Source organism: Kingella denitrificans ATCC 33394, from assembly GCF_000190695.1.
Lineage (GTDB): Bacteria > Pseudomonadota > Gammaproteobacteria > Burkholderiales > Neisseriaceae > Kingella_A > Kingella_A denitrificans.
Window position 1 is genome coordinate 2,134,118 of record NZ_GL870929.1, and the last position, 13,658, is coordinate 2,147,775.

A 13,658-nucleotide genomic window follows, 5' to 3' on the forward strand; every position below is an offset into this window, starting at 1 on the left:
AAATCGAAAATGCTATAGGTGAAAACTATTTTCAGTTGATTAACTGGTGGGAAACGGAAGAGGTTCAGCATCATAGATTCCGCTTGTTTATCGAACATTACCATTTAAACCCTCAGAAAAAACCTATTGTTTTTTTTCGGTTTTTGGGAAAAGGGAGTTCACCAAATTTGGGAAAGGGAAAATCAAAATATTTTTTTCAGGAGAGAGCCTGCAGACGAATAGTTTCACATGGTGCCAGCCGTATCGGGATTATTGTCTTGATGAAATGTCGTTGAGCCTTGGATATGATACGTTGCCTTTTGACAACTATTATCGATTTCCCGTATGGGTATTTTATTCTTGGTTTAAACCTAGTGTATCTTATGGAGAAATTAAGGCATGTATCCGTGAAATTAATAATAAAAACTACCGTTTAGCAAACAAACAAGAATTGAAATCCTCTGCCAATTCACAATTTGCCGCATTGCTGGCCCGGCATGACAAATTAACCACCGTTCGCGGAGATTTGGTGAGATTGTTGAATCAAATACAGCCTGTGTGTTGCGCCGGAAAATATCTGCACAACACGGATGAATTGCAGACAAAATATCAAAACGACAAACAGGAATACCTGCGACAATTCCGATTCAATATCTGTCCGGAAAATAGTGATTCCGAAGGTTATACAACTGAAAAAATATTCGATGCCATCCGTGCAGGCTGCATTCCGATTTATTGGGGCAGCGAAGGTTGCCCCGAGTCTGAAATTTTGAATCAGGATGCCATTTTGTTTTATGACCCGGATAATCCGGATGCACTTTTGCAGCAGGTCCGGCGTTTGGAAAGCGACCCAGAATATTATGCCGAGTTTATTTCGCGCCCGCCGTTTAAGGAAGATGCGGCCGATAAAATCTGGCAGATGATTGACGGTCTGCGGGACAAGCTGGAGAAGGTCATTAATCAGCACTGATGGAAATAATGAATAATTTTGTGATTAGCCTGGTTTCGGCGGAGGAAAGGCGGCGGCATATCGAGCGGGAATTTGGGCGGAATGCCATTCCCTTTACTTTTTTCGATGCCGTAACACCGCAAACCAATTTGAACGACTGCATCCGTGCGTATTTGCCAAACCTTGCCCGAGTGCCGAATTTAACCGACGGAGAAAAGGCGTGTTTTATGAGCCAATTTCTGCTGTGGAAAAAGTGTGTTCAGGAAAAAATGCCGTATATTTCTGTTTTTGAAGACGATGTTTATTTGAGCCGACATGCGGGCACGTTTTTGGCATCGGACGAATGGTTGAAGCGTATCGGGTTGTCGGGGAGATTCATCATTAAACTGGAAACGGTCAATACACCCTGCCGGACAGAACCGTTTTGCCGTATTGATGATGGGCACACGCTGAATTTCTTGCGCAGCGACCATTATGGCGGCGGGGCGTATATGTTGTCTTATCAGGCGGCAGAACAACTGGTGCGGATAGTGGAAGGTTTAAGTTGGAAAGAAATCGAACCGGTGGATCATTTTCTGTTTGATGCGGGGGTGTACCGTTTTGCCGATTTTATTTATCAGCTTTCGCCTGCCATCTGTATTCAGGAAATCATCAAATCGCCGGATTCGGATTACATGGTGAGCTTTCTGGAGCCTGCCCGCAAGAAGAAAAACAGTGTCAAAATCAAGCGGACGTTCTGGGAAAAACTGGGGCGCGAATGGGCTCGGTGGCAAAAGAAGCGGCATCAGAAAAAATACCGCCATCTGCCTTGTGAACGTGTTCCTTTTGACGGATAGGGCAGTATATGCAGGATTTTCCTTATTATTGGCTGTTCAGGGCCAACGAGCGGCCTTTCAAGATGTTCTACCGTGCGCTGCTGCCGAGAGGTTGGCGCAATAAAATCAATCTTTATGCTTCCCACCGGCAGCAGGAATACACGGCCAAGGCGTGGGACGTTTTTTTGGCGGATTATTTTGCCGGCAAATATCCGCATTTCCCGATGACGGCCAAGCAGCCGCATTTGGCGGGCGAAAAAATTATCTGGCTGTATTGGGGGCAGGGCTGGGATGAGCGGAATCTGCCGGAGATTGTGAAAATGTGCCGCAAATCCGTCGGGCGTTATGCCGCGGATTATCGGGTTATTGAGTTGGACGATGCCAATCTGACCGAATATTTGGATTTTCCGGATTTCGTGTGGGATAAAAAACAGCACAACAAAGCCTTCAAACCGGCGTTTTTTGCCGATATATTAAGGCTGGCACTGCTGGAATGTTACGGTGGCGTGTGGCTGGATGCGACGGTGTACCTGACTGCGCCGCTGCCGGAAAAATATGCGGCGATGGACTATTTCATGTTCTACCGCAGTCGGAATGCGGAAAACCAATCCGATTGGGAAAAGCTGAATGCAGACTGCTTTTCGTGGCGGCCGAACCATCCGGTCAATGTGCAGAACAATATCATTTTTGCCAAATGCCGCAACCGCGTGATTGGGACTTGCTTGGATGTGATGCTGAATTTTTGGGCAACGCAAAACCGCATTCCGCACTATTTCTTTTTCCAAATCATGTACGACCGATTGATGGCGGATTATTTGGCCGATATGCGCTGCCCCGTGGAGGACGATACGCTGCCCCATCTGCTGCTGTTGAATTTCAACCGTCCGTTCAATCAATCGTTATTTGAATCGATTCTGCAAAAAAGCAGCCTGCACAAATTGGACAGGCGTTTGAAAATCCATGCCGGCACGTTCGGCGAACATTTAAACCGATTATGATTCCAGCCTATATCATCTCCCTTCCCAGCGAAACGCGCCGCCGGCAGCATGTTCAGGCCGAGTGCGCCAAATACGGTATTCCTGCGGAAATGGTCGATGCGGTGGACATGCGGCATATCGAAGAAGCAAAGTTGCGCGAATTGTGCAGCCTGCCTTTGCACAAAAAACCGAAGAAACAGCGTTATCTGACCAAAGGCGAACTCGGTTGCGCATTGAGCCACCATCAGATTTATCAGACAATGCTGGCGCGCCAACAAGAATTCGCCCTGATTTTGGAAGACGATGCCACCTTTATCCAAGACCCGACCCCGGTGGTGCAGGCTGCTTTTTTGCAGCGGATAAAGCAGCAATGCGATTTTGACGTTTTGCTGCTGGGCTATGTGAAAACCGTGGCGCGATATCTGCCGTATTACTACCGCCGTATCCCCATCAAAAAACGGGTAACGATGTCCACGCCGCAACAGGATTTCGTGTTCGGCACGCCGTGGGAGCAATTCGGCTGCGGCGCTGTGGCATACGTCATCACGCAAAAAGGCGCGGAAAAGCTGCTGGACATCACGAAAAAACCGTGCGTGCCCGCCGACGACTGGCTCTATTTCGAGCAGCAGTGCGGCTTGAAGGTGTTGCATTGCCGCCCCACGCTGGTGTTGGAAGATTTGGAGAATTTGGACAGCACCATCCGCACGGAGTGCCCCGATTTTTGGAAACCGAAATTGTCCAGCCTGATTATCCGCAGCGTGAAGGGCTGGCTGAAGAATTTTGCGATGAACGTTTTGGGATTTAAGTAATGTACGACCACATTTCCTTCCACACAGAAGACCAGCCTTCGCTTTCCGATGTGCAGGCTGCTTTACACATGGGTTATTATTACGCATGGGCGGTATCGCAAAACCTCCACAGCGCGGCGGCGGAAGCACTGCCTTTGTTCGGCGCATTGCGGCACGGCGAAATCAGCTGCGCGGAATTTGTGGTGCGGCAACTGAACGGCGGCATCGACGAAACCTGCTTCAACGAACTGGGCAACCGCTTCACCCAATATTATTACGCCGATGATGACGAAGGCTACGGCCATTTTATGGACGACTACTTCATTGCCCTAGGGCTGCAAACCGAAGCCGAATTTTATCGGCAGACATGGCAGCCTGCACATCAAAAACAACTGAATGCCGTGTTCCAAGCCGCATTCGACAAATGGAAAAGCAGTTTGAAATCATGAAACTGATTATTTTGGATCGCGACGGCGTGATTAACCGCGACAGCGATCAGTTCATCAAATCGCCCGAAGAATGGCAACCGATAGACGGCAGCCTGGACGCGATTGCCTTTTTAACCCAAGCAGGCTACACCATTGCCGTGGCCACCAACCAATCAGGCATTGCGCGTGGTTATTTCACCGTGGAAACCCTGAACGAAATGCACAGCAAAATGCACCGTTTGGTGCAGCAGGCAGGTGGCGAAATCAGCGGCGTTTGGTTTTGCCCGCACATGGCGGACAGCCATTGTTCCTGCCGTAAGCCGGAACCGGGCATGATTTTGGACATTTTGGCGCGTTTCAATGCCGAAGCTTCGGAAACTTATTTGGTGGGCGACAGCCTGCGCGATTTGCAGGCGATTGCGCGCGCGGGCGGCCGCCCTGTATTGGTGCTGACGGGCAAGGGCAAAAAAACGCTGGCCAAAGAAAAAGACCGCCTACCCGAAAACACGCTGGTTTTCGACAATTTACTGGCATTTTCGCAATATCTGCGCGAACAGGATAAACCGGCATAACCACCGATTAACACATCATGACATTGGAATTATTTATGTATTTGACGCGAATCGCATTCAACGGCATTGCAGGCATTGCCGTCGCTATTTTGTCCGCCTGTGCCGCACAGCAAAAACCGGTGGAGCTGAAACCCGAACCGGCCACCGCACAGCAGCCAATGACCGGCGTGCAGGCTTTGCAACGCCCGAGTGAAACACCCGATAAAATCGTGAACGATTTCTATCGTTTCGACAGTATGCAGGCTGCCGCCAAAAATGGTGCCGATGCCCAAGTGGCGCAATTCTTGTCCACCGCACAGCCGAGCGCGATGACGGAAAGCATCCGCACGGCGTGGCTGAAAAACTTGGGCACGCGCGGCGACGTGGCGCAATTCCGCCAGCAATACGCCTTGCTGCCGGAAGCTGGGCGCGATACCGAAACCAAATGCTATGCTGCCGCGTTCGGCATCGAGCAAAACAGCCGCTTGGTCAACGATGTGTTGGAAAGCGGCGATAAATTGAGTGCAGGCTGCTTTTTGCTGCTGCAAAAAAATATCGGCAGCGTGAACCAGAGCCGTGCTTGGCGGCGCGTGCGCATTTTATTGGCGGCCGACCAGGTGGCTTATGCCCGCACGTTGGCGGCGGCCTTGGGCAGCCCGTTGGAAAACACGGACGGCGCGGGTGCGCAGGAAAACCAGTTGCGCAGCGTCATCAGCACCGCGGCACAGAAAACGCCGCAGGCATCGGCCGTGCGTTTGCAGCAGATGGCAGGCAGCCTGACCGGCGAACAGGCAGGCTTCGGCTGGGGCGTGTTGGCCACCGCTTATGCGAAAGACCAGCAGTTTGACCAAGCGCTGGCCTTATACGCTCAGGCCGACCGCTCGCAACTGACGCAGGAACATTTCGACTGGTTCGCCCGTTCTGCCTTGCGCGGAAAACATTGGCAGACCTTGGACAGCGTGATTGCCAGCATGCCCGAATCCGGCCAGCGCGATGCGACATGGCTGTATTGGCGCGGCCGTGCCCTGGCGGCACAGGGGCATTCGGCAGAGGCGCAGGCACTTTATCGCCAAGCGGTGCAAACCGGCCGTAATTTCTATGCGGTGCTGGCCACCGAGGAGCTGGGTCAGCGGATTTCCACGCAGAACAATGTTGCCCAAGCCAGCGCGGCACAGGTTGAGCAAATCAGCAAAGACGGCGCGGTGCACCGTGCGTTGAGCCTGTTCCACACCAGCCTGCAAAACCAAGACTGGAAGATGCGCCGCCAAGCGCAAAACGAATGGCGTTATGCCACGCGCGAGATGAACGAGCCGACATTGCTGGCCGCCGCGCAGTTGGCCTATAACCACCAGTTTTATGAAATGGCGATTTATAGCGCCGACAAAACCAACAATCTGCTGAACTACCATCTGCGCTATATCACGCCTTACCGCGATTTAGTGCAGACCTACAGCCGCCAGCACGGCGTGGATGCTGCGTGGGTATACGGATTGATTCGCCAAGAAAGCCGTTTTGTGATGGGCGCGCAATCCAGCGTGGGCGCACAGGGTCTGATGCAGGTAATGCCGGCCACGGCACGTGAAATTGCCCGTAAAATCGGCATGGACAGCCAACAGTTATACACCATGGACGGCAATATCCGCATGGGGACGTGGTATATGGCCGATGCGCGCAGCCGCCTGCAAAACAACGAAGTGCTGGCCACGGCGGGCTACAACGCAGGGCCGGGAAGGGCGCGCAAATGGCAGGGCAGCGCCATGGAAGGCGCGATTTATGCCGAGACGATTCCGTTCTCCGAAACGCGCGATTACGTGAAAAAAGTGATGACCAACGCAGTGTATTACGCCAGCATTATGCAGCAGCCGAACACATCGCTGAAACAGCGCATGGGCACGGTTCCGGGGCGTTAAAAAGCAGCCTGCACCTTTTAATTGAGGAAAATTAAAATGAAATTATATGTTTACGACCATTGCCCGTTCTGCACACGCGCCCGTATGGCGGCGGCGTTGCGCGGCGTGGCCACCGAATTGGTGTACCTGCCCAACGACGATGAGGACACGCCCATCCGTCTGATTGGCGCGAAACAACTGCCCATTTTGCAAAAAGAAGACGGCAGCCACATGGGCGAAAGTTTGGACATCGTACGTTATTTTTACCGCCAAGACAGCAGCGCGCTGGATGAAGCCGTCCGCCCCGAAATTCAGGCGTGGGTAGAGGCATTTGGCGATTGGGGCTACCGCTTGATTATGCCGCGCGATGTGCAGTTGGACTTGCCCGAGTTTGCCGCTGAATCGTCCGTTGCCTATTTCAAAGGCAAAAAAGAAGCGTGGCTGGAGGCTTCGTTTGAGCAATTATTGCAGGAAACGCCGCGCTATCTGGCGCAGGCGCAGGAAGCATTGCGTGCGCTGGACGGCCTGATTGCGCCGAACGCGGACTATGTGAACGGCAAGCATTTGAGCATGGAAGACATCCTCGTCTTCCCGCTGCTGCGTAATTTGAGCATGGTGAAAGGCGCGGCCTATCCCGACAATGTGGCGCATTATGTGCGTACCATGTCGCAGGCGACCCAAATCCCGCTGTTTTTTGACCGCGCGGTTTAAGTCGTCAAATGAAAGTGCAGGCTGCTTTGAACGGATATTCAAAAGCAGCCTGCACTTTTTATGGCCGATGTGTTTTACCGCACGCGGTTTAAGCCCAGCGCATAGGTTTGCCCGTTGCGCCAAGCGAACCACCAATATAGGCGCATGTTCGGATTATCGGGCTTGCTCATGCGGCAGAAGGCAAATGCTTTATTGTGGATGCACGCCATCGGCATGGCTCGGAGTTCGGCAGGCAGCAGGGCTTTCCATTCGCGCACTTTTTGTGCGGGGGAAGTTTGCAGGCGGCATTCGCCCGTGCCTTGGCACACCGGCATCCACTCGCCATCGCCGAATTTTCCGTCCATCACCCATTGCGTGCCGCGCTGGTAATAACGCATCTGCATTTGTGTGGGCTTTTGGTCTTTGTCCAGCTGCACATAGTCGCCGGCATCGGATGCGTCCAAGCCGGCCGCGAACGCGCTGCCGGACAGAGCCAGCCACAAAGCCATGATTTTGGCAATTTTCATAATAATCTCCGAAGATAGGGAAAACCACGGTTCGTGCCTGCCGTTATGTGGGTTTCCGTTGATAAAAGTGCAGGCTGCTTTTGGGCAGGCAGAAGCAGCCTGCGGGGTGTTTTTATCTGTATTGGCGAATCACTCCGCACTATGAACCGGCCTTATATTTCCGCTGGCAGTCGAAGCAATATACCCTGCCGTGGAAACGGACTTTGTTGTTCCAGCAGAAATCGGCAACGTTTTGGCTGACAGTTTTTTTGCAGTCGGCGCAGAACAGACGCATCGGTTTGGTGGGTTCTGCCGTGGCGGCAGGGGGTGCAGGCTGCTTTTTGGGGATGTTTGCGGGCGGGGGCGTTTGTTCGGACGGCATATCGGGAATGCCGAAACGGGCTTTCCAATTCTTCTTCGCCGGCGTATGCAAATCCGCCAGATTTTCGGCGAGAATTTGTAGCGTTTCCGTTGAAATCAATTTATTGACGCTGCTGAAGGTATGCAGAAAGTTTTCTTCTTTTAAATCTTGGTCTCTGCGTTTAAGCAGTTGCTCCACCTTGATAATTCTGTCCATACCGTCCACTTTTTTACTGTTTTTCGGGCGGCGGATGGCGGATGTATTGGCAATCAGAATCAGGCTGTGCAGCGAGGGTTTCATGCGGAAGCCCAAGCGGGTGGGCAGGTTGATTTCGCCGCTGTTGAACAGGCGCTGCAGCAGCAGGATGTGGCGGTTGTTCTGCTCGATGGGCGATTCGATGGCATAAGGTTTGCCTTGGGAATAGCGGTAAAATTCGCCGTGCTCGTTGAAGCCGATACCTTCGGCAAAACGCTTGCTTTCGCACACATAGATTTCCAGAAAACGGTTGATGAGCAGGTGGTCGATTTGCGCGGCGTGGCCTTCAAATTCCAAGCGCAAGTCGTGGATGACCGCCCATTTATGGCTGTTTTCGTAATGGAAGTTGATTTGGAATGCGGCATCGGTTTCGCCTTTGATGCCGGATTGGATGTTGCGGATTTCCTGCCGGATTTGCTGCTTGGTATCGGCATTGACATGCGGCAGGGCAAGCAGGGCGTTGAGTTCGTCAAGGTCGCTTTGGCGGCTGTCGGCTTCTTTAATCAGCATGGTTCGGGCTTTCTTTCGGACAAAAGGACAAATCGGGGGGTTTTCAGACGGCCTCAAAAGCCGCCCGGCATTCGGTCGGGGGTGTCTGTCTATACCCCTTCTTCATTAAATATCTTACGCGGCTGCAATACCGTTTCGCCGGCAAATTGTTGTAAAACCGGAGTCAGCAAAGTGGATTCCCAGTCGGCAAACTGTTCCAAGATAATAACGGCGACAGTTTTCATTGCATTTTCCTTTTCCGGTTTAAAAACGGTTTCAGGCTACCTGAAAAACCTTTTATCGTTTTCAGGTAGCCTTTACGATGACGATTACGCTACCGCGTCGGTTGTTTTTAAAGTGCAGTCAGAAAAGTCAAAGAACCCAATATCACGCCAACCGCATTGGGCACAATCAAAATCCAGTCTTTTTTGGGTTCTTTACTCCAACCATATAAAACCCAAATCAAACAGGATACTGCCGCAAACAGAGGTTGCCATGGTTGCGCCTTTGCTCCATCCAAATTGGCGATAATTTGGGGAATATAGGCGATGAATACAAAAATCCCGATTGCCGCGCCTATGCTTCCGATAAAAGTATTGAATTTTTTCTTGCTTATCATGAATAAGTATCCTTTCTCAAAAACTATTATTATACAGCCAGTTATATAGTGTGTCAATATTGCTGCCGAAATAAAGGCTTACCGAACAATGGCTTGACCGGCTGTGGAGCAAATATTGATACCCGCGCGGTTTCCTGTAGGAAATCGTTGCGCTGTTTACACTTTTCCTAACTATCTAGGACAGCCCTTTTTTTAATCGACAGGCTGCCTGAAATCCGAAAATCTGTTTTCAGGCAGCCTGCACTTTATTTACCCCAACTTCGCTTTAATCAGTTCCTGCACCTGCGCGGGATTCGCCTTGCCTTTGCTGGCCTTCATCACTTGTCCCACAATCGCATTCAGGGCTTTTTCGTTGCCGGATTTAAATTGCTCCACGGCTTTGGCATTGTTGGCCAGCACTTCGTCCACCATCGCTTCAATCGCGCCGGTATCGGTCATTTGCTGCAAGCCGTGTTTTTCGATGATTTCAGCAATAGTGGCTTCGGGTTCCGCCCACATGGCTTCAAAGGCTTTTTTCGCCAACTTGCTGCTTAATGTGCCGTCGGCGATTTTGCCTACCAACGCGGCGAGGCGTGGGGCGGTAATCGGGCTGTCGGCAAGTTCCATGCCTTCTTTGTTCAGCGTGGCGGCGAGTTCGCCGTTCATCCAGTTGGCAGTCAGCTTGCCTTGTCCGCTGGTTTTGGCGGCTTCTTCAAAATAGGCAGCCTGCACGCGGCCGGCAGTGAGCAGGCGCGCGTCGTATTCGGACACGCCGTAATCCGCCACGAAACGCGCCGCCATTTCTTTCGGCAGCTCGGGCATTTCTTCTTTGGCTTTTTGCAACTGGCCGTCTGAAATGATGACGGGCAGCAAATCGGGGTCGGGGAAGTAACGGTAGTCATGCGCGTCTTCTTTCAAACGCATCACGCGGGTTTCGCCTTTTTCCGGGTCGAACAGCATGGTTGCCTGCTGCACTTTGCCGCCGTCTTCCAAAATCTCGATTTGCGCTTCCACCTCGTAATTAATCGCCTGCTCCAAGAAACGGAAGGAATTGAGGTTTTTAATCTCGCGGCGCGTGCCGAATTCCGCTTGACCTTTCGGACGCACGGATACGTTGGCATCAACGCGGAACGAGCCTTCCGCCATATTGCCGTCGCAGATGTCCAGCCAGGTCACCAGGCTGTGTAAGGCTTTGGCGTAGGCAACGGCTTCGGCGGCGGAGCGCATTTCGGGTTCCGATACGACTTCCAACAGCGGCGTGCCGGCGCGGTTCAGGTCGATACCGGTTGCACCGTTCAAGCCTTCATGCACGGATTTGCCCGCATCTTCTTCCATGTGCGCGCGGGTTACATTGATGGTTTTCACATCGTCGCCGACTACGATTTCCAATTTGCCGTGTTCTACAATTGGTAAATCCAACTGGCTGATTTGATAGCCTTTTGGCAAGTCGGGATAGAAGTAGTTTTTACGGTCGAACACGTTTTTCTGATTGATTTTCGCATCCAAAGCCAAGCCTAATTTGATGGCTTTTTCAACGACTTCGCGGTTCATTACCGGCAGTACGCCCGGCAGTGCGCATTCCACCACGCTGGCGTGCGCATTGGGTTCCGCACCGAACGCAGTCGATGCGCCGCTGAAGATTTTGGATTGGGTGTTGAGCTGGACGTGGATTTCCAGTCCGATTACGGTTTCCCAGGTCATAAGGGGTCTTTCTTTATCAAGTGTTGTTCGGGGTTGCAGGCTGCCTGAACATATCGGCACGAAGCCATTGTCTGTGCATTCTTGAAAACGGCAGTTGTCATGATTTCATCGTTTTTTCGCTTGGCGGCCGGTAAAGTCCGTGCAGGCTGCTTTTTGCCGTTTTCAAAAGCAGCCTGCACGTTGATGTGTGCCGCGTGGCCAACCATGCGGATTTTAACATTGATGGGCGCGATTAGGAATGATTGTTCAAGTCCAGCCGGGCTTCCAATAGCTGCGGGTCTTCGGGGTGTTTGCTCAATGTGAAGCCGAGTTTGAGGGCGAGCCGCTGCATGGGGTGGTTTTCGGCAAGGATTTCGGCGCGCATTTGCTGCAAGCCTTGTTTTTGCGCGTGTTGTAGCAGTTGCTGCATCAGGAATCCGCCCACGCCTTGTCCTTGCAGCGACGGGGTGATGCCGATGCCGAATTCGCCGCTTTGCCCGTTGGCATCGGTGCTGTAATGGGCGTGTGCGAGCGGGCGGTGTTGGTCGTCGTGCAGCAGCAGGGCGAATTCGCGCTGGTAGTCGGGGTGGCTTAATCGGGCGATGAGGCTGGGCGGCAGTTCGGGCGATGCAATCATGAAGCGCAGGTAGCGGCTGTGGTCATCCATGCCCTGATACAGGGTTTGCAGCAGGGAGGCGTCTTCGGGGCGCACGGGGCGCAGGCGGACGATTTGGCCGTTGGCGAGCGTGAATTGTTCGGTTGGCAGGGCAGGGGGCGGGGCGAAGACGTTCGGTGCGGGCGGATAGGGCGTGTCTTGCAGGTGGAGCTTGGCTTCCGTGCAGGCAATGCCTTTTCCGGAAACGGTAAGCGCCAGCGTCAGGCTGTGTACTTCAGGCAGCCTACACACGGTTTCGGCGGTATCGAGCAGGCAGTCGAGCCAAATGCCGGCGTCCAATCCGAGCGCTTGCAGGGCGCGCTGCGCTTCGGTGGGCAACAGCGGCGGCAGCAGGGTTTGGCGGCCGGATTCGTTATACAGATGAATAAGTTGTCCGAACACGGGGTCGCGTTCCGATTGCAGGTGCAGCAGTGCAGGCTGCTTTTGGGCTTCGGCAGTGAGATTGTGCAGCCGCAGCGTGTTCAAAAGATGGGTGATGTGGCTTTTGCCCGCGCTCAGCACGGCCACGGGAATCATCGGGCGCAGTGATTTTTGCAGCTCTTCGGCGGCGGCCACGGCGTAACGGTAATCGTGGAACGGTTGCAGCGCGTAACGGTTCTGCTGGCGGTTGCGGTAAATATCCAGCTGCGCCAATGCCTGAACCGCATGTTCCGGCTGTTTGAAATGCAGGTTTTTCTGGCAGTTGAACTGGTCGCGGACGCTGTCGGTGTCGGCGCTGCCCAGCCAGGTTAGCAGCAGCGGTTTGTTCGATTTGGCTTGGAGTTGTGAAATCAGTTGCGCGGTTTGCAGGCAGTCGTTGCTGTGCTGCCCGGCGTAAATCACCAGCACCGCATCGGATTCTTCATCGTGCAGGCTGCTTTCGACGAGCGATTGGAAGACGGACGGCGATGTGTCAATCGGCACGTCCAAAGGATTGTGGCGTTCGGGTTTATACGGCAGCAGCTTGCCCAACTGGCGCAGGCAGCCTGCACTTCTGCCGCCCAAAACCAGCGGCGTGTTGTCCAGCACGCGGCAGCTTAATGCGCTGATTTGCGGAGAATTGCTGATGATGTGCAGGCGGTTGCCGCGACTGGTAATGCCCGTATGCACCAGTTTCGCTGCCGTGGAAAACTGCGTGAGCGTGTGCACGGACAAAACATGCACGCGCTCTAATGCCTGCGTGAACAGCGCCTCTTGCGCCGCATTGGGCAGCGTGGTCAGCACAATCACCGGTTTATACCGCGCCGCATAAGCCAACGCGCTCACCAATTCGCGCACGTTGTCCAGCACGCTCACGTGCACCAACAGCGAAGTGGTGGTGTCTTCGGCGGCCACGAAATCAATGATTTGCCCGGTGCTGACCGGATAATCCTGCGGATGCAGCGTGATAAAGCGGCTGAATTCGATGCCGCGTTCCTGCGCATAATGTGTCATGCAGTCGGCAATGTCGGACGACTGGCCGATATAGGTGCAGGCTGCTTTTTTCGGCATGGCAAACACACCGTGCAAACCGCCCGCCGGCATGGCCAGCAGCTGAATATCCGCCTTGCGCGCCAATGCCGCCGCACGTTCCAGTTTCTGCCGCGCCGAATGGTTCGGCGCATCGATTTCGCTGACGAAAATCACCTGGCGGATGGCGGTTTTGCCTGCCTCGCGGACAATGCCGGCCAATTTGTCGGGCGACAAAATCACCACCGCAGTATCCAAACGGTGCTCCTGCTGCGCCTCGGTCAGCGATTCATACGCTTTTTGCCCGCCCACCATTTTGTGGCTCGGATTCACCGGCACGATGGTCGGCGCGGCATGGTCGGCCCATAATTGCGAAAACACCTTGCGCCCGAAGCTGCCGTGCCGGTCGGATGCGCCCACCACGGCAATGCCTTTGGGATGGAACAGGGAAGTGAGCCGGTGCTGCATAACCAATCCTTACTTATACGCGGAATCGGTTAGTTTAGGTATATTTCGCATAAGAGTCAAACCGCGTGGCCTGCTTCCTTTGTTATGATATAACACATTGAATTGTAAAAGTTTTATCAAATAAATCAAGT

Annotated in this window: 14 protein-coding genes; 8 read left to right on the forward strand and 6 right to left on the reverse strand. The window is 53.1% G+C overall.

The annotated features are described in order from the left end of the window. Nucleotides 1-76 precede the first annotated feature (76 nt). Genes HMPREF9098_RS12140 through grxB form a run of 8 tightly spaced genes read left to right on the forward strand, consistent with a single transcriptional unit; the run spans nucleotide 77 to nucleotide 7,087 of the window. Nucleotides 77-949: a glycosyltransferase family 10 domain-containing protein gene (locus HMPREF9098_RS12140; protein ID WP_257004648.1), complete on the forward strand. Its 873-nt coding sequence runs from the start codon at nucleotides 77-79 to the stop codon at nucleotides 947-949. An 8-nt stretch (nucleotides 950-957) separates the two neighbouring features. Then, a complete protein-coding gene (locus HMPREF9098_RS10625) occupies nucleotides 958-1,764 on the forward strand; it encodes a glycosyltransferase family 25 protein (RefSeq protein ID WP_172460023.1) in 807 nt (268 codons plus the stop codon). A gap of 8 nt (nucleotides 1,765-1,772) precedes the next feature. Next, a complete protein-coding gene (locus HMPREF9098_RS10630; RefSeq protein ID WP_003784693.1) occupies nucleotides 1,773-2,741 on the forward strand; it encodes a capsular polysaccharide synthesis protein in 969 nt (322 codons plus the stop codon). Then, nucleotides 2,738-3,529, forward strand: coding sequence for a glycosyltransferase family 25 protein (locus tag HMPREF9098_RS10635; RefSeq protein ID WP_003784696.1), 792 nt, complete (start codon nucleotides 2,738-2,740; stop codon nucleotides 3,527-3,529). The genes HMPREF9098_RS10630 and HMPREF9098_RS10635 overlap by 4 nt, the downstream gene beginning before the upstream one ends. Continuing rightward, nucleotides 3,529-3,957, forward strand: a complete 429-nt coding sequence (locus HMPREF9098_RS10640) for a DUF7832 domain-containing protein (RefSeq protein WP_003784698.1) — start codon at nucleotides 3,529-3,531, stop codon at nucleotides 3,955-3,957. Before HMPREF9098_RS10635 ends, HMPREF9098_RS10640 begins: the two co-directional genes overlap by 1 nt. After that, nucleotides 3,954-4,508 (forward strand): D-glycero-beta-D-manno-heptose 1,7-bisphosphate 7-phosphatase, encoded by a 555-nt coding sequence (gene gmhB, locus HMPREF9098_RS10645; protein WP_040564484.1) that lies wholly within the window; start codon nucleotides 3,954-3,956, stop codon nucleotides 4,506-4,508. Before HMPREF9098_RS10640 ends, gmhB begins: the two co-directional genes overlap by 4 nt. A gap of 35 nt (nucleotides 4,509-4,543) precedes the next feature. Further along, the gene (locus HMPREF9098_RS10650) at nucleotides 4,544-6,397 is read left to right on the forward strand and encodes a lytic transglycosylase domain-containing protein (protein ID WP_040564485.1); all 1,854 of its coding nucleotides are present in this window, start codon (nucleotides 4,544-4,546) and stop codon (nucleotides 6,395-6,397) included. A 36-nt stretch (nucleotides 6,398-6,433) separates the two neighbouring features. Further along, on the forward strand, nucleotides 6,434-7,087 hold the full coding sequence (gene grxB, locus HMPREF9098_RS10655; protein WP_003784701.1) for a glutaredoxin 2: 654 nt from the start codon (nucleotides 6,434-6,436) through the stop codon (nucleotides 7,085-7,087). Between the two features lie 74 nt (nucleotides 7,088-7,161). Here the strand turns inward: grxB and HMPREF9098_RS10660 are convergent, their stop codons facing one another. The 6 genes from HMPREF9098_RS10660 to HMPREF9098_RS10685 form a co-directional block, all read right to left on the reverse strand. After that, entirely contained in the window at nucleotides 7,162-7,593 is a 432-nt protein-coding gene (locus tag HMPREF9098_RS10660; protein ID WP_003784702.1) for a hypothetical protein, read from the reverse strand. A 139-nt stretch (nucleotides 7,594-7,732) separates the two neighbouring features. Then, complete coding sequence (locus tag HMPREF9098_RS10665) at nucleotides 7,733-8,698, reverse strand: nuclease-related domain-containing protein (RefSeq protein WP_003784704.1); 966 nt, start codon at nucleotides 8,696-8,698, stop codon at nucleotides 7,733-7,735. Between the two features lie 89 nt (nucleotides 8,699-8,787). Continuing rightward, nucleotides 8,788-8,922 (reverse strand): hypothetical protein, encoded by a 135-nt coding sequence (locus HMPREF9098_RS11885; protein ID WP_003784706.1) that lies wholly within the window; start codon nucleotides 8,920-8,922, stop codon nucleotides 8,788-8,790. A 107-nt stretch (nucleotides 8,923-9,029) separates the two neighbouring features. Continuing rightward, complete coding sequence (locus tag HMPREF9098_RS10670) at nucleotides 9,030-9,296, reverse strand: SemiSWEET family transporter (RefSeq protein WP_003784708.1); 267 nt, start codon at nucleotides 9,294-9,296, stop codon at nucleotides 9,030-9,032. Between the two features lie 249 nt (nucleotides 9,297-9,545). Then, the gene (gene gatB / locus HMPREF9098_RS10675) at nucleotides 9,546-10,976 is read right to left on the reverse strand and encodes an Asp-tRNA(Asn)/Glu-tRNA(Gln) amidotransferase subunit GatB (RefSeq protein ID WP_003784710.1); all 1,431 of its coding nucleotides are present in this window, start codon (nucleotides 10,974-10,976) and stop codon (nucleotides 9,546-9,548) included. Nucleotides 10,977-11,208: 232 nt separating this feature from the next. Continuing rightward, the gene (locus tag HMPREF9098_RS10685) at nucleotides 11,209-13,527 is read right to left on the reverse strand and encodes a bifunctional acetate--CoA ligase family protein/GNAT family N-acetyltransferase (protein WP_003784714.1); all 2,319 of its coding nucleotides are present in this window, start codon (nucleotides 13,525-13,527) and stop codon (nucleotides 11,209-11,211) included. Nucleotides 13,528-13,658 lie beyond the last annotated feature (131 nt).